The organism is Chryseobacterium sp. UNC8MFCol (assembly GCF_000482305.1).
GTDB lineage: Bacteria > Bacteroidota > Bacteroidia > Flavobacteriales > Weeksellaceae > Chryseobacterium > Chryseobacterium indologenes.
The window spans coordinates 33,772-58,859 of sequence record NZ_AXUZ01000013.1 but is presented as its reverse complement, the minus strand read 5'-3'; the positions used below and the strand labels follow the sequence as shown (position 1 = coordinate 58,859).

19 protein-coding genes are annotated in these 25,088 nt (G+C 36.1%); 15 read left to right on the top strand and 4 right to left on the bottom strand.

Annotated features, from left to right (window positions below; translation table 11 throughout):
- Window positions 1–71: 71 nt before the first annotated feature.
- The gene (locus M030_RS0107325) at window positions 72–266 is read right to left on the bottom strand and encodes a hypothetical protein (RefSeq protein ID WP_027372905.1); all 195 of its coding nucleotides are present in this window, start codon (window positions 264–266) and stop codon (window positions 72–74) included.
- Between the two features lie 174 nt (window positions 267–440).
- Here M030_RS0107325 and M030_RS0107320 point away from each other — a divergent pair, with 174 nt between their 5' ends.
- The gene (locus M030_RS0107320) at window positions 441–791 is read left to right on the top strand and encodes a hypothetical protein (protein WP_027372904.1); all 351 of its coding nucleotides are present in this window, start codon (window positions 441–443) and stop codon (window positions 789–791) included.
- Between the two features lie 121 nt (window positions 792–912).
- Here the strand turns inward: M030_RS0107320 and M030_RS0107315 are convergent, their stop codons facing one another.
- Both M030_RS0107315 and M030_RS0107310 read right to left on the bottom strand, forming a co-directional pair.
- Complete coding sequence (locus M030_RS0107315; RefSeq protein ID WP_027372903.1) at window positions 913–3,564, bottom strand: hypothetical protein; 2,652 nt, start codon at window positions 3,562–3,564, stop codon at window positions 913–915.
- Between the two features lie 30 nt (window positions 3,565–3,594).
- On the bottom strand, window positions 3,595–4,392 hold the full coding sequence (locus tag M030_RS0107310; protein WP_027372902.1) for a DUF2797 domain-containing protein: 798 nt from the start codon (window positions 4,390–4,392) through the stop codon (window positions 3,595–3,597).
- Window positions 4,393–4,482: 90 nt separating this feature from the next.
- Here M030_RS0107310 and M030_RS0107305 point away from each other — a divergent pair, with 90 nt between their 5' ends.
- The 10 genes from M030_RS0107305 (at window position 4,483) to msrA (ending at window position 20,065) form a co-directional block, all read left to right on the top strand.
- The gene (locus M030_RS0107305) at window positions 4,483–5,511 is read left to right on the top strand and encodes a GDP-mannose 4,6-dehydratase (protein WP_027372901.1); all 1,029 of its coding nucleotides are present in this window, start codon (window positions 4,483–4,485) and stop codon (window positions 5,509–5,511) included.
- Between the two features lie 135 nt (window positions 5,512–5,646).
- The gene (locus tag M030_RS0107300; protein ID WP_002662059.1) at window positions 5,647–5,868 is read left to right on the top strand and encodes a DUF2795 domain-containing protein; all 222 of its coding nucleotides are present in this window, start codon (window positions 5,647–5,649) and stop codon (window positions 5,866–5,868) included.
- A gap of 125 nt (window positions 5,869–5,993) precedes the next feature.
- Window positions 5,994–9,068 (top strand): preprotein translocase subunit SecA, encoded by a 3,075-nt coding sequence (gene secA, locus M030_RS0107295; RefSeq protein ID WP_027372900.1) that lies wholly within the window; start codon window positions 5,994–5,996, stop codon window positions 9,066–9,068.
- Window positions 9,069–9,219: 151 nt separating this feature from the next.
- Entirely contained in the window at window positions 9,220–11,409 is a 2,190-nt protein-coding gene (locus M030_RS0107290; protein ID WP_027372899.1) for a TonB-dependent siderophore receptor, read from the top strand.
- A 42-nt stretch (window positions 11,410–11,451) separates the two neighbouring features.
- Entirely contained in the window at window positions 11,452–13,614 is a 2,163-nt protein-coding gene (locus tag M030_RS23845) for a TonB-dependent siderophore receptor (RefSeq protein WP_051584932.1), read from the top strand.
- Window positions 13,615–13,657: 43 nt separating this feature from the next.
- Complete coding sequence (locus M030_RS0107280) at window positions 13,658–14,860, top strand: PepSY-associated TM helix domain-containing protein (RefSeq protein WP_027372898.1); 1,203 nt, start codon at window positions 13,658–13,660, stop codon at window positions 14,858–14,860.
- Window positions 14,860–16,974 (top strand): TonB-dependent receptor, encoded by a 2,115-nt coding sequence (locus M030_RS0107275; protein ID WP_027372897.1) that lies wholly within the window; start codon window positions 14,860–14,862, stop codon window positions 16,972–16,974. Before M030_RS0107280 ends, M030_RS0107275 begins: the two co-directional genes overlap by 1 nt.
- A gap of 50 nt (window positions 16,975–17,024) precedes the next feature.
- Window positions 17,025–18,236, top strand: coding sequence for a PepSY-associated TM helix domain-containing protein (locus M030_RS0107270; protein ID WP_027372896.1), 1,212 nt, complete (start codon window positions 17,025–17,027; stop codon window positions 18,234–18,236).
- 79 nt (window positions 18,237–18,315) lie between these two features.
- The gene (locus M030_RS0107265; protein WP_027372895.1) at window positions 18,316–19,284 is read left to right on the top strand and encodes an ROK family protein; all 969 of its coding nucleotides are present in this window, start codon (window positions 18,316–18,318) and stop codon (window positions 19,282–19,284) included.
- Between the two features lie 226 nt (window positions 19,285–19,510).
- The gene (gene msrA, locus M030_RS0107260; protein WP_027372894.1) at window positions 19,511–20,065 is read left to right on the top strand and encodes a peptide-methionine (S)-S-oxide reductase MsrA; all 555 of its coding nucleotides are present in this window, start codon (window positions 19,511–19,513) and stop codon (window positions 20,063–20,065) included.
- Between the two features lie 71 nt (window positions 20,066–20,136).
- Here msrA and M030_RS0107255 read toward each other — a convergent pair whose 3' ends face one another.
- Window positions 20,137–20,988 carry a hypothetical protein gene (locus M030_RS0107255; RefSeq protein WP_027372893.1) on the bottom strand — a complete coding sequence of 284 codons (852 nt, stop codon included), beginning with the start codon at window positions 20,986–20,988 and terminating at the stop codon, window positions 20,137–20,139.
- Window positions 20,989–21,369: 381 nt separating this feature from the next.
- Between M030_RS0107255 and M030_RS0107245 the strand changes: the two genes are divergently transcribed.
- From M030_RS0107245 to M030_RS0107230, 4 genes are all read left to right on the top strand, one after another.
- Window positions 21,370–21,531 (top strand): hypothetical protein, encoded by a 162-nt coding sequence (locus M030_RS0107245; protein WP_155857893.1) that lies wholly within the window; start codon window positions 21,370–21,372, stop codon window positions 21,529–21,531.
- Window positions 21,532–21,575: 44 nt separating this feature from the next.
- Window positions 21,576–23,234 carry a hypothetical protein gene (locus tag M030_RS0107240; RefSeq protein WP_027372891.1) on the top strand — a complete coding sequence of 553 codons (1,659 nt, stop codon included), beginning with the start codon at window positions 21,576–21,578 and terminating at the stop codon, window positions 23,232–23,234.
- Between the two features lie 4 nt (window positions 23,235–23,238).
- Window positions 23,239–23,904, top strand: coding sequence for a response regulator (locus M030_RS0107235; RefSeq protein ID WP_027372890.1), 666 nt, complete (start codon window positions 23,239–23,241; stop codon window positions 23,902–23,904).
- Between the two features lie 116 nt (window positions 23,905–24,020).
- Window positions 24,021–25,088: a type I restriction endonuclease gene (locus M030_RS0107230; protein WP_027372889.1), complete on the top strand. Its 1,068-nt coding sequence runs from the start codon at window positions 24,021–24,023 to the stop codon at window positions 25,086–25,088.

The window sequence follows — 25,088 nt, the reverse complement described above, 5'->3', positions numbered from 1 at the left end:
AAGTTTTCCACAAAAAAAATCCAACACTTTCAAAAGTGCCGGATTTAAACATAATTAAATATATTTTTTTACTACTTCACTGCGTATAGTTCCACTCCGTGAAATTCTTCGTCGTGGCCTTTTTCATCAAAGTGTCTGTGATAATCCGCGTAGGTATCACTGTATTTTTTATCTTTTTTTGTCAATATTTTCTTGATACTAATTAAACTTAATACTGCCAAAAGACCAACTCCTCCTGCCAGTAAAACTCCAACTTCTTTTTTCATATTTTCTTTGATTTATTATTGATACCATTGCAAAAAGCATACCTATTTTGCTTTTGCCGATTATAAATTTTGTTAACATTAAAGTTTATTTTTAAGAAAATTATAATCCGTTATTTTTCTTATATTTAGAAATGTAATGGTTTAATTATTGTACTAATAAAGAAAAATATTATTATGGAAAATCCAGAAAACATCGACAGAATGACCACCTTAAGCCAGGTAATGAAAACACTTTCTGAAAGAGGAATTCACAGGGAATTCAGGATGAACGACAATTGTGAAATGAAGTTTGAAAACTCTGAAAAAATTTACCAGCCTTCTGAACTTACCATTTTAAAAACCTACCGCTTTGAAGGAGACAGCAATCCTGATGATAATGCTGTATTATATGTAGTAAAAGACGATGCAGGAAACCGTGGGATGATCATCGATTCTTATGGAGCTGACAGCAATTATCCTGGACAGGAATTTGATGAATTTTTAAGAAAGATTCCTATTTTGGAAAGTGACGAATTTAATTTTTAATTCCACACTATTCAATATTAATTTTTTAAACCATTAAGGCTGTTTTCATTAAAATTAAATTTTAGTTTCCCGCTATTGACCAAACTTATGGATAGCAATCACATCCTGATGGTTTAAAAGATTATTCTGCTTCAGAATTTTCTTTCTTTTTGAAAATCCCTTTCAGAAATCCCTTTTTTTCATTTTGGGGTTCTTTCTGTTTCAATTGTGTCTTATTTTTGATTTCCTGTTTTACTTCTTTCACAGATTGCTTCATTTCTTTCACGGAGGAAACGGCGTTCTTTACTTTTTGTTCTGTCTTTTCCACATTTTTACCGATTAACGTTTTCTTTAACCCTTGTTCAATTCCTTTCCAGAAAAGATTAAAGAATGACTTTGTAGGATCACGCTCCACGTTCTCCACGGTAACCGATTCCGGGAAACGCCCCGAATCTGATTTCAGGAAAATATTGGCAACGGCGGTCAAAAATCCTTTCTTCTCATGATTTTCTTTATTTAAAACCGCAATTTTTAAATCTTTATGCTTCAAATTAAATGTTCCATTCAATCCTGCAGGATTTCCTTTAAAATTGAAAAGCATCTCCTGAATGGTTCCCGCTGTAGCAGTAACATGAAGATAAGGCCTGATAAACGGATTGATGCCACTGGCAGGAAGATTCTGTGTTTTTCCGGAAATACTAAAAGCATCCCTATGATCTGCCACATCAAAATTCCAGTTCACGGATAATGGAGCCAAATTCATAAATGAGCAGTTGATTTTAATATCAACCTTTGTTGGTTTTCCTTTTTCTTTCGCAGAATTCAGATTTTGTACATTCATATTGAAATTACTGAATATCAGCTTCCCGGGACCCATACTTTCCGGGGTATCTTCTTCGTAAACCAACACCGAATTTTTAATATCCATATTCGATACAGTCATCGGAATTTTAATGGACCGCAGCATCTTTGAGTACAAAGCTTTTATTTTTGGATCATCTTTAGGGATTTTACTTCTGAAAATATTGGCGTCCGCAGATTGGATGGTGACATGGGATGCATTCACAGACTTATTTTTAGAAAAAAGATCCCACACTCCCTCCGCTGTTATCTGACCAGCCTTCAGATCATACAGATCCCTTTCAACAGGTATCATTTTGATAAACTGAGCTCTCGAAACGAGAGGTTTCATGGCAAAATTATTAATCTGAATTTTATTTTTATTCAGCTTTAAAAGACCAAGGCTAAGATTATAAAATTGAGTCTTATAGGCAAAGTTTCTGGTGGTCAGGAAATAATCCTTCACCTCAAAGGATAATCCCTGGTTATGAGGATCAGGCGCCAGTTTAATGTCATTTACAGTGGCATTCAGGTCACGAAAAGATAAAGGCTGCTTTCCTTTATCATAGGTAATATTGGCATTTTTCAAAGAAACTTTCCGGATAATCATTGAATGGATGAATCCCGGAACCTTTTTTTTAGTGGATTTATGATCCCCGGCTTTTACCGTTCCATTAATATTTTCAACAAGAACATCCTTGACGTCCAGCACAAGTTTTTTATCGACAAAAGCAAGTTTATTGATATGAAAAGCAATATGACTGGTTTTCATATCCATTATGGTTTTTCCTTCAGAAATAACACCGGGTGAGAATGAAATATCGTTGATCTCTCCGCTGGCAGGCTGTAAGGCAATACTTCTTATATGTACATTCTGATGGTCAGAATACTCGATATTCTTCCCTGAAAAAGTAAAATCTTTATATCCGACCGGAATCATCTGCTCCGAAGTTTCTTTATTAAACAATAAAGTATTGATATTCAAATTCAGATTTCCGGCAGACAAAAGTTTGTTCCCATCCGGTTTATTAATCTGAATGACCGCATTATTAAGTTTAATTTTTTCTAAATTAACTTCAAAGTTGGATTTTTTATCGCTTTTTTTAGCCTTTACTCCTGTCTTATAAACGGTAAGGACAGGATTTTGAAAATCAGCGTTAGCCAGAGAAACTTTATTTTTATGAAGAACCACATCTTTGAAATCCATTTTGGGAATGGTGAATTCAAATAATTGAGTTTTCTTCGGATAATATTTTTTAAACTGAGCAAAGGACAAAAGCGGAATCAACCTGAACTGATTCACAGACATTTGCCCGTTGGCTGTATTCATTGAGTTAATCGTAATGGCATACACATTGTCCGGACGAAAAAAGAAGTGTTGCCCTTTGATGCTGTAGCGATCAAAAACCACCGGCAGTTTGTCTTCAACAGATTCTTCCGTCATTTGCAGATTTTCTACAAATAAATCCAGTTGTCTTACGGATAAAAACTTTTGTTTGGTATGCCTGAAAATCGTAACAGATCCATCATTAATCCTTATATTATCAAATAAAACAGGATTTCTTTTCCTACCTGTTTTCTGGTCAATCGGTTTGGCCAGAATTACATTAAGGTTAGGTTTTGACAACAGCAGATCTGAAGAACTTATCGTCTTGTTAAAGATCGCGTCATAAATACCAAATCGACTTATTTTTAAGGTATCAATAGTTCCTTGCAGGCCAATAACATTGGTATTTTGCGGATCCTTATTATTCACAGAAATGCCTGTAGCAAGGATATTTCCTGTGCCAAGATCCACATCCAGTGTTTTATAAGAAACCTTATAATCGGTTTTGTTTTTGATGTAATCAGGAAGTTGGGTTTTAAGCCAGATATTCAGTCCGAAATTTACAACCAGAACAAGCCCAGCCATAACGCCGAAACCAATTAACAGTCTTTTTACCCATTTTTTCATATTGTGATTTGGTTTACTACAGGTGAAGGATTAATTTTTTATTCCCAATTCAATTACATATCCCTCATGCCCTCTGACATTAATAAAATTTCCTCCTTCAAATCCCAGGTACTGCCCTTTAATCCCCGTAAGTCTTCCTGTAAACTCCGGCTTTTTATCTAAAGTAAATGATGAAACTTTTTCCGGTTTTTCAAAAGGATAATCAAACATCCATAGTTCTTCTCCTTCACTGTAGAACTTTTGAAAGTCTTCCGGAAAGTATTCTTTAATTTTCTGTCTGAAATCAGCAAGATCAATTTCTCCTTCAAAATCATCCTGAAGCATTTTTCTCCAATTGGTTTTGTCGGGAAGATGATCTTTTAAGGCAACTTCTATCATTCCGGCTTCGTAACGATTTTCTGTTCTGGCAATAGGCAAGGCAAACGTAGCGCCCTGATCGATCCATCTTGTGGGAATCTGGGTATTTCTTGTAACGCCCACTTTCACATCTCCTGTATAGGCAAGATAAACCGTGTGAGGCTGAAGCTGAATTTCTTTTTCTACTTCAAGGTCACGTTCCGCTACTCCCAGATGCGCTGTAGAGAGTTCAGGACGAATAATTGTATCACTTGCATAAGGACTTTCAAAAAAACAATTCTTACAAAAACCCATTCTGTAAACAGGCTTATCTTCCCCACAGTTTACACATTGAAACCCTACATGTTTTATGCTTAATTCCTTTCCAAACAGCTCATTCAAATGGATCAGGTCCCCTGAAAGATTGAGATAGTATTGAACCGGTTTTGCATCATAACTTGTCATTTTTAAAATTTGCCCTTGAAACTGCATATTATATTTATATTACTTTTTTAAGTAAATTTAATGATTATATTTTTCAAATAGTAAAATTTATATTTTTGTATTCATAAAAAACCACAGATGATTTATCTTGTAACAGGCGGCAGCGGTTTTATCGGTTCCCATTTGATTGAACAATTATTAAGAAATGGACATTCTGTCATAAACATTGACAATTTTGATAATTTCTACGGGTATCAGATAAAAATTAAAAATACTTTAGAGTCAATTGATAAAAATTCGGATTTTGAGTTTTCTGATAAAGTGGCTGATATCCAGCGTTTAATTTCCCTCACTCAATCTGCTCAATATTCTCTTTATTATCAGGATATCAGGGATAAAAAAGGACTTGAGAACATTTTTAAGCACCACTCCATTGATATGATCATCCACCTTGCTGCATTGGCAGGTGTACGTCCGTCTATTGAAAGACCCCTGGAATACGAAGAAGTAAATGTTCGTGGTACGATGAATCTTTGGGAACTGTGCAAAGAATATGGTATTAAAAAATTCATTTGTGCCTCTTCGTCAAGCGTTTACGGAAATAATGAAAAAACTCCTTTTGCAGAGACTGACAATGTAGACAATCCTATTTCGCCTTATGCCGCTACTAAAAAATGTGGAGAAATTTTAGGACACGTCTACCATCAACTCTATGGTATTGATATGATTCAGCTTAGATTTTTTACCGTTTACGGACCCAGACAGCGCCCGGACCTTGCCATACACAAGTTTACGAAACTGATCTCAGACCGACAGGAAATTCCTTTTTATGGTGACGGAAATACTGCCAGAGATTACACTTATATTGATGACATCATTGACGGAATTCTAAAATCTGTTACCTATCTGGAGAATCACACTCAGGTCTATGAAATCCTTAATTTAGGAGAAAATGAGGTCGTTACTTTATCTGAGATGGTCGCCACCATCGAAAATGCATTACAAATAACTGCCACCAAAAAAATTCTGCCAATGCAACCGGGTGATGTCACAAAAACCAATGCCGATATCACAAAAGCAAAGACATTAATAGGGTACAAACCAGACACAGACTTCCAAAATGGCATAAAAAAATTTGTGGAATGGTTTTTGAGAAAACGACAATAAGTAAATACTGACAGCGCTGCCATGCAGTTGATGACAGACATTTACAAGAAAAAATTATAAAAAGAATTGAAAATCAAGTATAAAAAAGTTTATTATACAACCTATTTTTATACTTTTGCAAAAAATTAGAAAATTATGTACTGGACATTAGAATTAGCATCCTATCTAAGTGACGCACCTTGGCCAATGACAAAAGCAGAGCTTATTGACTACGCAATCAGAACTGGTGCACCTATGGAAGTAGTAGAAAACCTTCAGGCAATTGAAGATGAAGGAGAGATTTATGAATCGATTGAGGAAGTTTGGAGTGACTACCCGACAGACGAAGATTTCCTTTGGAACGAGGACGAATATTAATAAAGCGATAAGCTTTAGGCCGCACGCTTAGAGCTTTTTTGCCCTTTTTATATATTAACTTACACGATAAGCGTGTCATTTAAAACGCTTAAAGCATCTTGCATTAAGCATAAAGCAAAAAATTTATGAGTTTTTTAAACAAAGTTCTTAAAGGGTTTTTGGGAGACAAAAAAGCGCAGGACCTAAAAGAAGTAAAAAAAGTTGTAACAAAAATCAAAGCTGTAGAACCAAACATCCAACAATTGTCGGATGATGGTTTGAGACAAAAAACTGCTGAGTTTAAAGAGAATATAAAATCTGCAACCAGCAAGATCACAGCTCAAATAGAACAGATTAAAGAGCAGATAAAAAATTCAACAAACGTTGACGAGAAAGAGGCTCTTTTCTCAAAAATTGAGTCTTTAAAGAAGGAATCATACGAAATTGAAGAAAAAGTGCTCCTTCAGGTTCTTCCGGAAGCCTTTGCATTGATCAAGGAAACCGCAAGAAGATGGGCACAGAATGGAGAAATCCGTGTAACAGCAAGTGACTGGGATAGAGAACTGGCTGCTGCCGGGAAAGATTTCGTTGAAATTCAGGGAGACCAAGCTGTTTGGAAAAACTCATGGGATGCTGCCGGAACTCCAGTAGTTTGGGATATGGTCCACTATGATGTTCAGTTTATCGGAGGTATTATTCTTCACAGCGGTAAAATTGCCGAAATGGCAACGGGTGAAGGTAAAACTTTGGTAGGAACATTACCTATTTACTTAAATTCACTTCCGGAAAGAGGAGTTCACGTTGTAACCGTGAATGACTATCTTGCTAAAAGAGACTCGGCTTGGATGGGACCATTGTATCAGTTCCACGGGATGTCAATCGATTGTATTGATAACCACCAGCCTAACTCAGACGGAAGAAGAAAAGCATACAACTCAGATATTACCTACGGAACAAACAACGAATTCGGTTTCGATTATCTGAGAGACAACATGGTCACTTCACCTTCAGAACTGGTACAAAGAGAATTGAACTTTGCGATCGTGGATGAGGTAGACTCCGTATTGGTAGATGATGCAAGAACACCATTGATTATTTCCGGTCCGGTTCCTCAGGGAGACAGACAGGAGTTTGATGTTCTGAAGCCGTCTATCGACAGGATTGTCGATGTTCAGAAAAAGACAGTTTCTGCCATCTTCAATGAAGCTAAAAAATTAATTGCTGCCGGAAATACTAAAGAAGGCGGTTTCAAATTACTTCAGGCCTACAGAGGTCTTCCTAAAAACAGACAATTAATCAAATTCTTATCGGAAAGCGGAAACAGAGCATTGCTTCAGAAAGTTGAAGCGCAATATATGCAGGACAACAACCGTGATATGCCGATCGTAGATAAAGATCTTTATTTCGTTATCGAGGAGAAAAACAACCAGGTTGACCTTACCGATAAAGGAGTTGAATATATGTCTCAGGGTAACTCTGACCCGAACTTCTTCGTTCTTCCGGATATCGGAACTGAAATCGCTGAAGTAGAGGCTAAAAACCTTTCTAAAGAAGAAGAATTCGAAGCAAAAGAAAGACTTTTCAGTGATTTTGCTGAAAAATCAGAACGTGTTCATACGATGAGCCAGCTATTGAAAGCCTACACATTATTTGAAAAAGATGATGAATATGTAGTAATTGATGGTGAAGTAAAAATCGTTGATGAGCAGACAGGTCGTATCATGGAGGGACGTCGTTATTCTGACGGTCTTCACCAGGCGATCGAAGCGAAAGAAAATGTGAAAATTGAGGCCGCTACCCAGACTTTTGCAACAATTACGCTTCAGAATTACTTCCGTATGTACAACAAGCTTGCGGGAATGACCGGTACTGCTGAGACAGAGGCTGGTGAACTTTGGGAGATCTACAAATTAGATGTTGTAGTGATTCCGACCAACCGTCCTATCTTAAGACATGACAAACAAGATTTGGTTTATAAGACCAACAGAGAAAAATATAACGCCGTAATTGAAGAGGTTGAAAAATTAACTGCCGCAGGAAGACCTGTATTGGTAGGAACAACGTCAGTTGAAATTTCTCAGTTGCTTTCAAAGGCGCTTCAATTAAGAAAAATTCCACACCAGGTACTGAACGCGAAACTTCACAAAAAAGAAGCGGAAATCGTGGCTGGTGCAGGACAGCCGGGAGTTGTAACAATTGCAACGAACATGGCTGGTCGTGGTACCGACATTAAGCTTTCAAAAGAAGTAAAAGATGCAGGAGGTCTAGCCATCATCGGTACTGAAAGACACGACTCAAGACGTGTTGACAGACAGTTAAGAGGTAGAGCCGGTCGTCAGGGAGATCCGGGAAGTTCTCAGTTCTATGTATCTCTTGAAGATAACCTGATGCGTTTGTTCGGTTCGGAAAGAATCGCTAAAATGATGGACAGAATGGGTCACAAAGAAGGTGAGGTTATTCAGCACTCTATGATCAGCAAATCTATTGAAAGAGCTCAGAAAAAAGTAGAAGAGAACAACTTCGGAACAAGAAAGAGACTTCTTGAATATGATGACGTAATGAACAAACAGCGTGACGTTATCTATAAGAGAAGAAAGAACGCCCTTTTCGGAGATCACCTGAAATATGACATCACAAATATGATTTTTGATGTGGCTAATTCTATCGTTGCGAAAGGAAAGGCAAGCGGAAATTATAAAGATTTTGAATACGAAATCATTAAAACATTTACAATGGAATCTCCGGTTTCTCAAAATGATTTTAATAATAAAAACATTCAGGATTTAACGAATATCTTATTCAAAGCTGCTCAGGAAGATTATCAGATGAAACTGAACTTACTGAAAGAGAAATCATTCCCAATCATTGAGAATGTCTATCAGAATCAGGGTTCAATGTTCAAAATGATCCAGGTTCCTTTCACCGACGGACACAAGACCATGACCATCGTAGCTGACCTTAAAGAAGCTTATGAAACTCAGTGTGAAAGCCTGGTAAATGACTTTGAAAAGAATATCACGCTATCGATTATCGATGAGAACTGGAAACTTCATCTTCGTGAAATGGATGACTTAAGAAGATCATCTCAGGGTGCAGTGTACGAGCAGAAAGATCCGTTGGTAATTTACAAACAGGAATCTTTCCACTTATTCAGTGAAATGATCGATAAATTGAATAAAGAAATTATTTCTTTCTTATACAAAGGAGAAATTCCTGCATAAGAAATAATTAACAATATGATACGAAAACCGTTCTGGCATTAGCCGGAACGGTTTTTTATTATGTATTGTATCATAATTTTATGATAAATGTCAATATTATTATTTATTTAGAATATTTAAAAATAATATATTTGCATAAAATTTGACTTTCATGAAAAATGTACTGATCTGTGCCTCAATGTTAGGTTCTATGGTAACTTTTGCCCAGAAAAATGATTCAGCCAACACCAAAAGCATTGATGAAGTAGTACTGATTAATACCTATATCAAAAAAGATAGTGAATATTCAAACAAGATGCCACTAAAGGCTATTGAAAATCCGCAAGTATATTCAAGTATTGATAAAGTCATTTTAGAAAATCAGGGACTTTATACCGTAGATGATGCTCTAAAAAACATCCCGGGATTACAACCGATGTGGACTTCAAATGGAAGAGCAGGTGATGGAGGAGCCTATGTAAGTTTAAGAGGTTTTGTATCAGCAAATTCTTTGCGAAACGGAGTACTGGGCGCTGTAACTGGAACTATTGATGCCATAAACCTTGAAAAAGTAGAGGTGCTGAAAGGTCCGTCAGGAACATTATTCGGAAGTTTATTGTCAAGTTACGGAGGAGTAATCAATAGAGTTACTAAAAAACCTTACGAAAAATTTGGAGGAAATATCAGCCTTGCCGGTGGCAGCTATAATACATACAGAGCCACAGTGGATATCAACACTCCCCTTACCCAGGACAAAAAGCTCTTATTCCGTTTAAACTCAGCTTATACGAATGAAGGTACTTTCCAATCAGAAGGATTCAGAAGAAATCTTGCCATTGCTCCAAGCTTAAGTTATAAACCTAATGACAGATTAAATATTAATCTGGATATGGAATTATTTCAGATGAAGAATATGACTGACCAGACCTTTTTCTTCTACTCAGGTAAATACCTCCAAAAAGTAAATAGCATCAAAGATCTTAACCTCGATTATAGAAATTCATATCTGGGAAAAGACCTTACCAATACAGGAAGAAGTATTAACTTCTTTGGACAGGTAAATTATAAAATTTCAAATTCAATAACTTCAAATACGAATTTCAGTACATCGTCCAGTTATTCTAACGGATTTATGCCTTATTTATATTTTATGGGCGATAGTGCAGACAATATGTATAGAAGTGACCAATCTACGAGAGATAGTAGAAAAAGATCTCTCAATTTTCAACAAAACTTTAATGGCGATTTCAAAATCGGAAATTTAAGAAACAGAGTTGTTTTAGGTTTCGATTATTTGAGGGTAAATAACAATCAGAACTTCTACGATGTGAATGGCTTTGATAAGGATGAAAAAGGAAACTCAATCCCTGTTCCTTTACATCAGCCTGGTTTTGATTATACAAATTTTAATGGGACAAGTCTTCAGTCTCAATACAATGCTTTAGCCGGAAAGGAATCTCCCTATTTAATAAAAGGAATTCAGGAAAACTACGCTGTATACCTTTCAAACGTGCTCAATATTACCGACAATCTTAATGTACTCATGGCCTTAAGAGTGGATAATTTCACCAATAAACCGGAGAGTTCAGGGGAAAATAAAAAACTTGACCAGACATTTTTTTCTCCAAAACTAGGTATTGTTTATGAGCTTATAAAGGATAAAGTTTCAGTTTTTGGAAATTATCAAAACAGTTTTAAGAACCTTAATTATTATCTGAACGCTTCAGGAGCCACTGTAACGCCTGTTCCGGAACAGGCCAACCAAATGGAAGGAGGAATCAAAACCAACCTATTTAATGGTAAAGTATCTTCTACATTCAGCTATTACAATATCAAAGTAAAAGATGTTTTAAGAAATGCGATTGGCGCTGCAGATCCACGAGCGCAGGTACAGGACGGAACTATTATAAGCCGTGGTGTCGAGTTGGAAATCAATGCTTACTTACTAAAAGGCTTCACAGCAATTGCCGGATTCAGCTACAATGATTCAAAATACACTCAATCTGATGAGTCTGTGCTCAATAGAAGACCGAACACTGCAGGTTCACCCTACCTTGCAAATCTGTATGCCAGCTATCAGTTTTTAGACGGCAAACTGAAAGGTTTAGGATTCGGAATTGGAGGAAATTATGCCAGTGAAAATAAGATTGTCAATAACTTCAATACAGCAGACCAAACAAACGAAGTATTTACTTTGCCTTCTTACGTTGTCCTTAATGCCAGTGCTTATTATGATGCTAAAAAATTCAGAATTGGGGTAAAAGTAGACAACTTTACCAATCAACATTACTGGATCGGATATACCACAGCCAATCCACAAAGGTTAATTAACGCCGTAGGAACTTTCACTTATAAATTCTAAACTGTTACAATAAAATAAATTACTTCTCACCCTTATAAAACAATGAAAAAACTGACGATTGGAGCAGCAGTATTAACTTCGATGTTAACGCTCGCACAGGAAAAAGACACCATTAAATCTAATAATATTGAAGAAGTTGTTGTCAACGGAAGATATTATAAAAAATATGTTGAAAAAGAGGGTTCATCATCTCTTCGACTGGATGAGGCACTGATCAAAATACCTCAGAACATTTCGATCATTACCAATAAGGCTCTGGAAGACCAGCAGGTTACTACTTTAAGTGACGGCGTTCTTAGAAACGTAGCAGGAGCACAAAGGCTTGAACACTGGGGTGACATGTATACGAGAGTAAATATGAGAGGATCCAGAGCAGCCGCTTTTATGAATGGAGTTAATGTAACCTCTAACTGGGGACCCTTAAGCGAAGATATGAGTTACGTAGATCATATCGAATTTATCAAAGGACCATCCGGATTTTTAATGTCAAATGGAGAACCTAGCGGAATCTATAATATTGTTACAAAAAAACCTACCGGAAAGGCACTAAACGGAACAGCAAGAGTAACTCTTGGAAGTTTCAATATGTATAGAGGAGAAACCGATATTGATACCAAAATTACAGACAAGGTTGCTTTCAGATTAAATATGATGGCTCAGAACAAAAAAAGCTTCAGGGATTATGAGTTTAACGACCGGTATATAATCAACCCATCATTAAAAGTAAATCTTACTGACAAAACCACTGTAATAGCTGAATACATCTATCAAAAAGCTAAAATGTCTGAAGTAGGATCTGCTTATGTTTATAGTTTCGAAGGTTATGGTAAAAAACCTGTTGAATATACCGTGTCTGATCCCGGAATTGATCCTACAAGAATTACAAATCATACAGTTAATTTAAATTTACAACATAAATTTAATGATAACTGGAAATTGACAACCCAACTTTCATACGTAAATGAATACACGATGGGAAGTGATATCTGGCCAGGTAAATTTATTTCTGATACAAAGTTCATAAGAACTCTTAATTTCTGGGAAGCAAGTAACGTAATGAAATTTGGACAAGTATTCCTGAATGGATACCTGAAAACAGGCCCGGTTTCACATAAAATATTGACAGGTCTTGATCTCGGTTCTAAAAAATATCTGGCTGATTGGTCTAAAAGCGGTCCTCTGGATACCGAAGAAAAACCTTTTGACCTGAATGCAGGAACTTATACTCCACCAAGTGCAGGTTATCCTAAATTTGACAATCAAGGAAAATCATTGTTAGAAAGAGCAACTCCTTATGGTACTATTGAGCAGGAATATACCGGATTATATTTACAGGATGAATTAGGCTTTCTCGATGATGCACTTAGATTAACTGTAGCTGCACGTTATACTAATGTAAAAGAAAACAGCTACGGAACGAAAACAGAAGCCAACAGAATTACTCCTCGTATCGGTTTAAGCTATTCAATTGATACCAACACTTCTGCTTATGCATTATATGATCAAGCATTTACCCCACAGTCAGGACTATTCAGAGATGGAACTACAGCAAAACCAATTACAGGAAATAGCATGGAGATTGGATTCAAAAGAGATTGGTTTAATGGAAAATGGAATACAACATTATCCCTTTATAATATCAATAAGAACAATGCTATTTCTGGTGACCCTACAGATATTACAGGTGTTTTTTCTATTCTTTTGGGTAAAACACGTGTTCAGGGATTGGAGTTTGATTTGAAAGGAGAAATTACAAAGGGGTTTAATGCCATTCTTAACTATGCATTTACCGAGAATAAGTTCACAGAAACAACAGCCAAAGCAACGAAAGGAGATCTTGTTCCAGGATATGCAAAACACACAATTAATGGTTGGTTAAACTATACATTTACTCAGGGAGATCTTGAAGGTTTTGGATTAAGTTTTGGAGGTACTTTTCTAGGAGGAAGAAGTACATGGAACTGGGGAAGCACAAATGCTCCTTTACAAATGAATGATTATCTGAAGTTTGATGCCGGACTATCATGGGAAAATCCTCAATTCAGAGTAGGCTTAAATGTTTTCAATGTTTTCAACAGATATCTGTATAGTGGAAGCAGTATTAACTTTACAATGGCTGACGCTAACAACACTCAAAGAGGAGGATACTATTATCAGGCAGAAGCACCACGAAACTTTAGAATTTCATTAGCATACAAATTTTAATACTATATAAAGGTTAACCCCCAATTGGGGTTAACTTTTTGCTATGAGAAAAAAGCATCACCATAAAAAGAAAGTTTCTGCGACAAAGAAATGGTCTGCCAAACTGCATTTGTGGTTTGGTTTATCGGTTGGTATCATTATTTTCATTATCTCTCTTTCAGGGACTTTGTACATTTTTAAGGATGAAGTACAAAATAGTCTTCGGAGGGAAGTAATCTATGTAAAGCAAAATGAGGTCAACTCAAAACCTTTATCGATCAATCTTCTTCGTGAGAAAGTAAGTCTGGAACTTAATGAACAATATCCGATAAGCTCAGTTGAGATCTCTCTGGATAAAAATAAATCTTACCGTTTCCTTTACTATGAAAAAAGCAAAAAAGGATGGAATTACTTCCAGCAGGTTCTCATCAACAAGCAGGTGTATGTCAATCAGTATACCGGAGAAATTCTTGCCGTTTACAATGAAAAATATGATGTATTTAATATCCTTAAATATATCCACTGGGGACTTTTATTCAATTCTGAGTGGGGACCGTACATCACAGGAATTCCTACCGTATTGTTTATCATCATGCTGATTACAGGAATCATTTTATGGTGGCCTAAAAACAAAAACGCCCGCAAAGGAAGATTCTGGTTCAACTGGGAAAATGTAAAAAACTGGAAGCGTAAAAACTATGACCTTCACAATATCTTAGGATTTTATGCCTCTTTTATTGCGTTAATCATGTGTGTTACTGGAATTTACTTCGCTTATCCCTATGTAAAGAACACTTTTAACCTCGCACTTTCAGGTTCCTGGGAACTTCCAAAAGATAAGGAAATCAAATCTCCTGACTCATTGATCGTAAAAAATGATGCTGTTTTTGATATGGCTGCACTTCAGGCACAAAAATTATATTCTGGGTCATCGAGTTTCAGAATAACTTTAAACGGCAAAAATAAAAAAGGAAAGGAGCTCAAAAACCTTCCCGTTACCGTGTATGGAAAGGATGGAAGGTTTAGTGAAAGAAACCTGCTTACCTTCGATAAATATTCGGGAAAACTACTCAACAATAAACCTCATCACAAACTCAATACTGCAGAGAAGTACTCAAATGCCAATTACGACATCCATACCGGATCTTATTTCGGACTGTTTGGAAAAATCATTTGGTTTATCGCAGGCCTCATCTGCACCTCACTCCCCGTTACCGGATTTCTGGTCTGGTGGGGGAAAAGAAAAAAACAAGGAAAGAAAATATAATGAAAAAAGCGATTTTATCAGCTGCCTGTTTAGGAACAACAATGGCTTTTGCGCAAGTCAAGGATTCTTTACAGACAAACAATGTGGATGAGGTGGTGATGACTGCATCCAGAAAAAAAGAGAACATTAAAGAAGTTCCCAGCTCCATCACCGTGGTTGGAGAAAAGCAGATTCAGTCTCAGCTGACGGTCAATTCAGATATTACAAGCATCCTGCAGTATACCGTTCCCAGTTTAGGAACGAATTCCGGGCAAACTTCAAATACCGGACAGACCTTAAGAGGTCGCCAGGTACTGGTCTTGATTGACGGGATTCCGCAGTCTACGCCACTAAGAAACGGAGCCAGAGATTTAAGATCCATTGACCCTTCTGCAATTGAAAGAGTTGAAGTGATTAAAGGAGCTTCTTCTATCTACGGAAACGGAGCAGATGGTGGAATTATCAATTACATTACAAAAAGAAATAAAACAGACAGGAAGATTTCCGGAATATCACAGATCGGCTTTACAGGACAGCCTTACGGAGGTACTCTCGGAATAAGAGCCAGCCAGCTTCTCTCCGGAAAAGTCAACAAATTTGACTATACCCTTTCATTGGCCTATGAACGAACAGGGTATATGAAAGATGCCGACGGTGTTTATCTGAGTCCTACTTACAGCACTGCTAAAATGGACAATTACAACGGCCTTTTGAAATTGGGATATACCATTAATGATAACCAGAGAATTGAAGCTTCCTATATCGGCTATTCTTCAAGATCTGATCTTAATTTAGGTCTAAGTACCGGAAAATACGGAAGCAAGCCTACAATTGGTGAAGGGTTGGGAAAAGGACTGGAAACAACACCACAGGGAACCCCGAAAAACCATAATATCAGACTGAGCTATGACAATAAAAACCTGTTTGCAGGAACGTCATTGAATATTAATCTTTATTATCAGGATTTTAAAACCGTTTACGGATACAGCGACACGTTTTTCAATGGTGGCCAATCGAATGTGATCTCTAAAAAAGCCGGCGCGAGATTCAATTTTGACACCCAGCTATGGAATTCTGCCAACTCTCAGGGAGAGATTATCTACGGTGCCGATATTCTGAATGATGAAACCGTACAAAAACTGGAAGACGGAAGATTCTGGACCCCTAATATGAGCATGACGAATATTGCTCCGTTCCTGTTAGCTAAAATTGATCTGTTCAAAAAACTAACGATTAAAGCAGGAGTTCGTTATGAAAACATTAAAGTTAATGTAGATGACTTCAACACCCTTTCTGTCCTTAAAACTGATGGAACTTTTACCAAAAGTATTCCTGTAGCAGGAGGAAAACTTAACTACAATGCTTTGGTAGGAAACATCGGATTGCGTTACAATATTGAGCCTTCTATCAATCTTTTTGCAAGCTTCTCACAGGCCTATTCTATCAATGAACTCGGAAGAATTTTAAGAACCTCAACTTCGGAAACGATAAAAAACCTTGAAACCAAACCTATCATTGTCAATAATTACGAATTGGGAGCAACAGGACAGCTTTCCAGCTGGCTTACTTATGAGTTGACTTCTTATGTAAGTACATCAAAATTAGGAGCTTCATTTGTACAAAGCCCGGACAGAGCCCTGATGATCCAGAGATCTCCGGAAATAGTATACGGTGTGGAAGGTTTCCTACACTTTAGTCCTGTAAAATGGGTCCAGTTCGGAGGAAGCTACAGCTGGATGGAAGGAATTACATCTGTAAAAGATGACGGAGACTATTCCACGAAGATTAATAACAGCAGGATTTCTGCGCCAAAAGTGCTGGCTTATGTTCAGGCAAAGCCCATTCCGGCTTTATCTGTAGGAGTAGATATGCTTCATTCATTCACTCAAAACAGGTTTGATCCAAACTCCAAAACAGGGCTATATGCCTATGGTGAAGGATATGTCCCTGAATATACCGTCTTCAATTTCAAATCAAGTTACGAAGTAACTACCAACTGGAGATTGTCTCTGGGAGTTGAGAATGTATTCAATAAAAAATACCAGCCTGCTATTGCATGGTGGACTGCCAGAGACAATGAATTCGTCAATTCATTGGGTATGAGAGGAACCTTTATGATTGAATATAAATTTTAATTAATCTAAATAAAAAGTAAAGTTTATCTTTGCAGTACTTTACGACTGACATGAGGAAAAAGCATCATCATAAAAATAAGCCGGGATTTTTTAAGAAATGGTCTGCCAAACTACATTTATGGTTTGGGTTGGGAATCGGTTTTTTAATCTTTATCATTTCCATTACCGGTGCGCTGTATGTCTTTAAAGATGAGGTAGAAAACTTTACCCGCAAAGATGTCATTTACCACAACGAGCAAAATATTGAACAAAAGCAGATCCTTCCTATCCGTGTGATGGAAAAAGCTGTTGCAGAGCAGGTCAAAGAAAAATATCCTATTCACTGGGTCAATATTCCTATTGACAAGAAAATGTCGTATATGTTCTTCTGGTATGAGCATAATACCAAAGGATGGAACTACTTTGAGGAGTTTCCGGTCTATAAACAAGCTTATGTAAACCCCTATACAGGAAAAGTACTGAGAGTCTACGATGAGAAAAACGGATTCTTTAATATCGTAAAAATGATCCACTGGAGCTTCCTTCTGAAGCAGGACTGGGGAACTTATGTGGTAGGAATTCCTGTTATTATTTTCATCATTATGCTGATCAGCGGAATTATCTTATGGTGGCCTAAAAATAAGGCAGCAAGGAAACAGCGTTTTGCCTTCAAATGGAAAAATATCAAAAGCTGGAAAAGAAAAAACTACGATCTTCATAATGTATTAGGCTTTTACGCCTCTGTTTTCGCTTTAATCTTCTCTATCACCGGGCTGTTTTATGCTTTCTTTGTAGTACAGGCAATGATCTACGTGATTTTTTCGGGTGGAGAAACAAAATACCCGGATTTCTCTCACATTAAGACCAAAGCTCCTATCGAACTGAGAACAGAAGGGACGTTAGACAAAATTATTAATACGGTAAAAGAAAAATATCCGGATTCATACGGCTTTGCAATAGATCTTGGACATGAGCATATGGATGATCACGAACATCCGAACTTTGAGGTCTATGTAAAACATTTGTCTTACTCTTATCATAAAAGCAGCAGCCTTATTTTTGATGAAAATTCAGGTGAGCTTCTCCACACTCACGATCCTAAAGACAAAAACTTTGGTGAAAAAGTAGTAAATGCCAATTATGATATTCACGTGGGAGCTATTTTAGGCCTTCCGACAAAGATCATTGCTTTTATTGTGAGTCTTATCTGCGCTTCACTTCCGGTAACAGGATTTATGATTTGGTGGGGCAGAAAAAAGAAAAAAGTGATAAAAACTGCTTAAAATATTAAATTATATTGGGTTGAGCATCTATTAATACAATCTTTTTTATAATTTTAGAGCCTAGAATTTAATCATAGAAATGTCGTTAATAGATTTATCAAAACAAGTTGCCCTGGGAGTTGACATCGGTGGTACCAATACCAAATTCGGAATCGTAAACCATCGCGGAGAAGTTCTGGATAAGGGAAACCTGAAAACCGATGCATACGAAAAAATTGAAGATTTCATCGATGCTTTATATGAACATGTGTCTCCTTTAATGGAAAAACACGGTACTGAAAAACACTTCGACGGAATCGGAGTAGGTGCTCCCAATGCCAACTATTACAAGGGAACAATAGAGCTGGCTCCTAATCTGCCCTGGAAAGGTGTTATTCCTTTTGCAGAGCTGATGAAAGCTAAATTCAATTTACCTTGTACGGTAACCAATGATGCCAACGCGGCTGCTCTAGGAGAAATGCTTTTCGGTGCAGCAAGAGGAATGAAAGATTTTATCATGATTACCTTGGGAACAGGCGTGGGAAGCGGAATTATTGCCAATGGAAACTTAATCTACGGACATGACGGTTTTGCAGGAGAACTGGGACACACGATTGTAAAGCCCGGTGGAAGAAAACACTGGAGTACCGGCTCTGAAGGGAGTCTTGAAGCGTACGCCTCTGCAACAGGAATTACAATTACGGCAAAAAAAATGAGAGCCGAGTTCCCGGAATCTATGCTGAATCAGTATCCTGAAGACGCCATAAATTCTAAAACGGTCTATGAATGCGCTATGAAAGAAGATCCTATCGCCATTGAAGTCTTCAGATATACCGGACAAAAACTTGGAGAGGCATTAGCGAATTTTGTCATGTTCTCTTCACCGGAAGCAATCCTTTTATTCGGAGGAGTGATCAAAGCCGGAGACTTTATTTTAAAGCCTGCAAAACTTCATATGGAAAGAAATCTACTTCCTATATTCAGAAACAAAGTAAAACTGGTATTCAGTGAGCTTAACGAAGCCGATGCTGCTATTTTAGGAGCAAGTGCCTTAGTTTGGGAAAAATAACTGAATATCTCTGTAAATAATATGAAGCATCCTTTGAGGGTGCTTTTTTATTTCCCGCAGATTCGCAGAATTTCTACTGAGAAATCATTCGTCCCATCTATCAGAGCAATTGAAGCTAAGCTTTTAAAATTATGCTGAAATGAAAACTTTTTTCATATTTTTGATAGGCTTTTCCGAAACATCTTTAGGTGGAAGAAAAGATCATTAAATAGAATAATTACTAAAAATGGATAACAATAATTTAGAGCAAATCACTTTCGGAGGCGGTTGTTTCTGGTGCGTAGAAAGCTGTTTCAATATGTTGAAAGGTGTACAATCAGCCATCTCGGGATATTCCGGAGGGCATAAGGATAATCCCACCTATCAGGAAGTATGCACCGGTGAAACCGGCCATGCAGAAGTAGTACAGATCACTTATGATCCGGCAGTTATTTCTTATGAACAGCTGATGGATGTGTTTTTCTTTCTTCACGATCCTACTCAGCTCAACAGACAGGGGAATGATATCGGAACCCAATACCGTTCCGTTATTTATTATAAAGACGATGCAGAAAAGGTAAAGGCCGAAGAAGCGATTAAAGTCTCTCAGGAATCAGGAAGATGGCCAGGAACTTATGTGACAGAATTAACAAAGTTCGACAAATTCTGGCCTGCAGAACAATATCATCAGGGATACTATAATGAAAATCCTACACAACCTTATTGCAGCGCTGTCGTGGGACCAAAAATTCAGAAATTCAAAAAGCATTACGGAGAAATGGGAATGCTGAATGCAGAATAATACGGAGCGGAGAGAAATCTTCGCTTTTTTTATGGGCTGAAGGTTTGAAAAAAAAGTAATGAGCGAAAACATCATTCAAGCTCTATCGTGTCTTTCTGTTTGCCAGCATATTTAAAGATAATAAGAGAGGTTGATTTTCTCAATTCTCTTCCATTATCAGGATCTATTCCATCGTCTGTAAAAAATTCTACTTCATTATTATACTTTGAATACCATGTTTTTCCCACTGCATTTAAATCAGTCAAGGTATCTTTTCTCATAATCTTTTTAAAATATTGAAATTTATGTTCATTCATGGCTACAATATCAATCCCCGGATTAATGTAGCTACTATCTGTAGCAATATATCTCTCGCCATTCCAATACATATATTTCTTTTCAATATGAGGTTTCACCTCAGACATAAAGCTTAAAGCAGAATACTGATTATGATTAACCTTTTTATTATTGGAAAAAAGAACATTCCCTGTGACAAGGCATATAAGAAAAGTAATTTCCATAATACCCAAGCCATTTTGTTTAATAAATTCGGGCATTTTAAAATGTTGTTCATTCGTAATATTAATAATCAACTTTGAAAACTTTTCTGATATAGACTCCTCATCTTCATCAACAGTTATTTTAACCGTTGTTTTATTACTATCATCTTCCTTCTTGACAAAAGTTCGTGAAAATTCGGCAAAGTCTTTATAACCAAGATAACGACTCATTACATTCAGCCTATCAGGTTGAATATTAATATCCCCTTGATCTTTAATAAAAGCGTCATAATATCTCCCAAAACTCTTATCGTTGATATCAAAGCCTAAATCTTCTTTAAAATAAAGCCATAAATAAGACGAAAGGCCATTCTTAGTATCCCTTTGAGAATCCTCCCTTGCCTTATTGAACACCTCATGAATTAGTAGTTTTTTCTTGGACATATATCGTTTTTTGAGTATTTACAAAATAGATGATTCTCACTCATACCACATTACGGATTACCGTAATACAATCCCTGTCCATTTTCTGTCTATCGATGTCTATCCTTTGTCTAACTAATGCGTCACATCTTGTCGCATCTTTGTCATAAGAAAATCAGTGATAAACAAAACATTACAAAAACAAATTTACAAAACTGATTTTATAATCACCTGATAAAACGGAGGAAAACTCCGGGTTGGGAAGCAGATGTTTCTCCTCCGTTTTTGAAGGTTCACTTCCCAAAAATTTAGAAGCGCTTCAAATTTTTTACTCGTGTAGCTCTACCTGTGATCGGTTTCACTGGCAACTACAGAAATGCTCAAATTTTAAATTGTAAGGAAATGATCCAGTTTATATTAATGCTATTAGGTTTAGCATTCCCAAATAATAACGCGAATACAACAACAGATAACAATCCGGCTCCGGTAACAGTACATGCATCTGTTGAATTAGGAGAAGATACTGGAGGTGAGACCGCACCCACTCTTCCACCTAAAAAGTAAAGACAAACCACTCTTCATGAGTGGTTTTTTTATATTTTAGTACCATGATGAAATATTTACCTTTTTTGTTGTTATTCCTTTTTTCATGTCAGAAAAAAATTGTCGAAGATCAAAGTAGTATTGAGGGAAATAACCTCTATGATCAAGGCATTGGATTATTGCTTAAAGATGATGTTACAGCGTACTCAAAGTTTCAACAAGCAATAAATTATTTTGCTAAGCAAAAAGACTCATCTAATATATCGAAAAGCTTAATTTGCCAAGCCATTGCACAAAAAAGCAGCGGAGATATATTAGGTGCAGAAGCAACATTAGTGGAGGCATTAAAAATGATGAAAGAAAATGATGAAAGTTTTTTTTCCGTTTATGATACGATGGCCAATCTAAAATTAGATCAAAAAGAATATAATGATGCTATCAATTGGTATAATAAAGCACTCTCTGAAAAAATTCCAACCGAAGAAAGCAGGATTAATATTTTATGCAACAAATCAGTCGCTGAATTTAAAACAGGAAAACACTACGAAGCCTTAAAAATATTATATTCTATCAATCTATCAAAAATTAATAATCAGAATTTGGTTAACAGAATTAAAGACCTTATTGAATATGTAAAATGGTTGGACAACAAAACCTATCCAGCAACAGAAAAAATAGAACTTATATTAAAAGATAAATTAAAAAATGAGGATTTTTGGGGAGCTAATTCTTGCTACTCTCATTTAGCAGAAATAAATCAAAATCTAGAGCCAACGAAGTCTCTGCACTATGCACAGCAAATGTATGATAATGCTATTAAAATAAAAAGTCCGGATGATAGGCTACAAGCTATAGAGCGAATAATTCTAGTGGATGATCCGTCCCATTCCAAACAAAACTTTAAAGAATATAAAATTCTTTCAGATAGCATTGAAGCCAGCAGAAATAATTATCGAAAACGTTTTGCTTTCATTAAATACGACAGTGAAAAGAAAGAAACAGAAAACCAAAGATTAAAAGCAAAAGATGCAGAGAACAAAATTGAAATCTTACAGAGAAATATCGGAATAACTACCCTACTCGTTCTGTTAACAGTGGGATATTTCTGGTATAGAAGGAGAAAAAAACGTCTTCAACAGGAAAAAGAACTCGAGGTAAAGAACACTGAACTCAAATATTCTAAAAAAGTACATGACAAAGTGGCCAATAAAGTCTACCATGTCATGTCCGAAGTAGAAAATATTCCTGTTATTGACAAAAACGAATTGCTGGATAAGTTGGAAAGTATTTATCATATTTCCCGTGATATTTCCTATGATGACAAAGATCTGGTTCTGGAAAAAGATTTTTCAAAGCAACTATCAAAAATGTTGAAATCGTATTCTTCGGATACCATTAAAGTTCCTATTATTGGCAATGAAGAGGATATTTGGAGTGGAGTCTCAGATACTGCTAAAAGCGAAATCTTCTATATTATGCAGGAATTGATGACCAATATGAGAAAACACAGTAAAGCAGATCGTGTGATGATTGATTTTGAAAGAGAAAATAACCTTATTATCATTTTATATTCAGATAACGGAGTGGGAATTCAAGAACACATTCCCAGAAATGGCTTGAAAAATACGGAATCCCGTATAAATTCTATAAACGGAACAATTAATTTTGAAACGCAAACAGAAAAGGGATTAAAAATAAACCTTTCATTTCCAGTCAAAAAATAAAATTATGTTTAAAAAAGTACTAATAGCCGAAGATTTTGAAAGTTTTAATATTTCCGTCCAAAAAGCCGTTGAAGAACTGAAAATTGAAACTGTAGATAATGTACATTATTGTGATGATGCATGGATGAAGGTAAAAAAAAGTATACGGGAGAAAAGCCCTTATGATTTATTAATTACTGATTTATCCTTTGATACAGACCATAGAGAGCAAACTTTAAAAAACGGGAAAGAACTTGTGGATGCCATTAAAGAAGAGGCACCCCCTATTAAAATCATTGTTTTTTCTATTGAAAACAGGCCGGAAATAGTCGAAAATCTTTTTACGACCCATCATATCAATGGATTTGTTTCCAAGGGACGGGAAGATATCAAAGAATTGAAACGGGCCATAAAAGCCGTTCACAATAATGAAAAATACATTTCTTCGAATGTAAAAGACTCTATCAAGAATAAGAATTCCTACGATTTTACAAAGTTTGATAAAATCCTCGTCAAACTCCTTTCTGAAGGAATGATTCAAAAAAATATACCCGATTATTTAAAAGAAAATAATATCAGACCATCCAGTCTAAGCAGTGTTGAAAAATCACTCAACAACCTTAAAGAATCCCTGGGAGTACTTAATAATGAGCAACTCATCGCACTTTGCAAAGATTGGGGTATTATCTAACCCAGCTATCAAAATACAAACCTTTCACTTTCTGAAAGGTTTTTTTGTTTTTACGGTTAACCGTAAGGATTGGCTGTTGAAGAGTTATATTTTTGGATCATAAATAAAACAAAACAATGGACCTTAAAATCAAACTTGAGCAATTACAGCAAAAAGTATCAGGATTAAAAGATCAGATCAGTACTGAAGAAGCAACGAAAAATGCTTTTGTAATGCCCTTTATACAAATTCTGGGTTATGACATCTTTAATCCTACAGAAGTAGTTCCTGAACATGTTTGTGATATCGGAACAAAGAAAGGAGAAAAAGTAGATTACGTAATCAAAAATAATGACGAGCCCATTTTCATAATTGAATGCAAACACTGGAAAGAAAATGCAGATGCTCATAACTCTCAACTTCATAGGTATTATCATGTATCAAAGACAAGGTTTGGTGTTCTCACAAATGGGATCATATATAACTTTTATACAGACCTTGAAAAGCCAAATATTATGGATGAAAAACCATTTTTCACTATCAATATCGAGGACTTAAAAGATAGCTCAATTAAAATATTGGAAAGTTTTACCAAAAAAGATTATAATCTGGAAAGTATATTAGATTCTGCCGAAGCCCTAAAATATATTAAGGCAATAAGAAAAGAATTTGAAAAAGAAATCGAAACCCCATCTGATGAAATGGTAAAGCTTCTGGTCAGCAGATTCTTTGAAAAGCCTATTACCGCAAACAGAATGATTTCTTTTAAAGAATATACCAAAAAGGCATTAACAACATCCATCAACGAATCTATTAGTTTCAGACTCAAATCAGCATTAAATATTAATGAGCAAATTGAAAAACAAGATGATGAGGTAAAATCTGCTCAGCCAATAGATGAAAATAATGAATCTAAAATTGTCACAACGGAAGAAGAGCTGGAAGGATTCCAGATTGTAAAAGCGATCATGCGCGAAAAAATTCCTGCAACCCGAATTGCATATAGAGATACCCTATCCTATTTTGGAATTCTCCTAGATGACAACAACAGAAAACCATTGTGTAGACTCCACTTCAATACGGCAAATAAATATATTGAAACATTTCACAATGGTAAAGATTCGGGTGAGAAAGTATTGCTCAATAATCTGGAGGAGATCTATACATTTAGAGAAGAACTTCACAGAACACTAGAAAATTATTAA

Bases quoted from the DNA above. Each gene is read 5' to 3' on its own strand.
- M030_RS0107325 (WP_027372905.1), bottom strand. From the start codon at position 266: ATGAAAAAAGAAGTTGGAGTTTTACTGGCAGGAGGAGTTGGTCTTTTG.
- M030_RS0107320 (WP_027372904.1), top strand. From the start codon at position 441: ATGGAAAATCCAGAAAACATCGACAGAATGACCACCTTAAGCCAGGTA.
- M030_RS0107315 (WP_027372903.1), bottom strand. From the start codon at position 3,564: ATGAAAAAATGGGTAAAAAGACTGTTAATTGGTTTCGGCGTTATGGCT.
- M030_RS0107310 (WP_027372902.1), bottom strand. From the start codon at position 4,392: ATGCAGTTTCAAGGGCAAATTTTAAAAATGACAAGTTATGATGCAAAA.
- M030_RS0107305 (WP_027372901.1), top strand. From the start codon at position 4,483: ATGATTTATCTTGTAACAGGCGGCAGCGGTTTTATCGGTTCCCATTTG.
- M030_RS0107300 (WP_002662059.1), top strand. From the start codon at position 5,647: ATGTACTGGACATTAGAATTAGCATCCTATCTAAGTGACGCACCTTGG.
- secA (WP_027372900.1), top strand. From the start codon at position 5,994: ATGAGTTTTTTAAACAAAGTTCTTAAAGGGTTTTTGGGAGACAAAAAA.
- M030_RS0107290 (WP_027372899.1), top strand. From the start codon at position 9,220: ATGAAAAATGTACTGATCTGTGCCTCAATGTTAGGTTCTATGGTAACT.
- M030_RS23845 (WP_051584932.1), top strand. From the start codon at position 11,452: ATGAAAAAACTGACGATTGGAGCAGCAGTATTAACTTCGATGTTAACG.
- M030_RS0107280 (WP_027372898.1), top strand. From the start codon at position 13,658: ATGAGAAAAAAGCATCACCATAAAAAGAAAGTTTCTGCGACAAAGAAA.
- M030_RS0107275 (WP_027372897.1), top strand. From the start codon at position 14,860: ATGAAAAAAGCGATTTTATCAGCTGCCTGTTTAGGAACAACAATGGCT.
- M030_RS0107270 (WP_027372896.1), top strand. From the start codon at position 17,025: ATGAGGAAAAAGCATCATCATAAAAATAAGCCGGGATTTTTTAAGAAA.
- M030_RS0107265 (WP_027372895.1), top strand. From the start codon at position 18,316: ATGTCGTTAATAGATTTATCAAAACAAGTTGCCCTGGGAGTTGACATC.
- msrA (WP_027372894.1), top strand. From the start codon at position 19,511: ATGGATAACAATAATTTAGAGCAAATCACTTTCGGAGGCGGTTGTTTC.
- M030_RS0107255 (WP_027372893.1), bottom strand. From the start codon at position 20,988: ATGTCCAAGAAAAAACTACTAATTCATGAGGTGTTCAATAAGGCAAGG.
- M030_RS0107245 (WP_155857893.1), top strand. From the start codon at position 21,370: ATGATCCAGTTTATATTAATGCTATTAGGTTTAGCATTCCCAAATAAT.
- M030_RS0107240 (WP_027372891.1), top strand. From the start codon at position 21,576: ATGATGAAATATTTACCTTTTTTGTTGTTATTCCTTTTTTCATGTCAG.
- M030_RS0107235 (WP_027372890.1), top strand. From the start codon at position 23,239: ATGTTTAAAAAAGTACTAATAGCCGAAGATTTTGAAAGTTTTAATATT.
- M030_RS0107230 (WP_027372889.1), top strand. From the start codon at position 24,021: ATGGACCTTAAAATCAAACTTGAGCAATTACAGCAAAAAGTATCAGGA.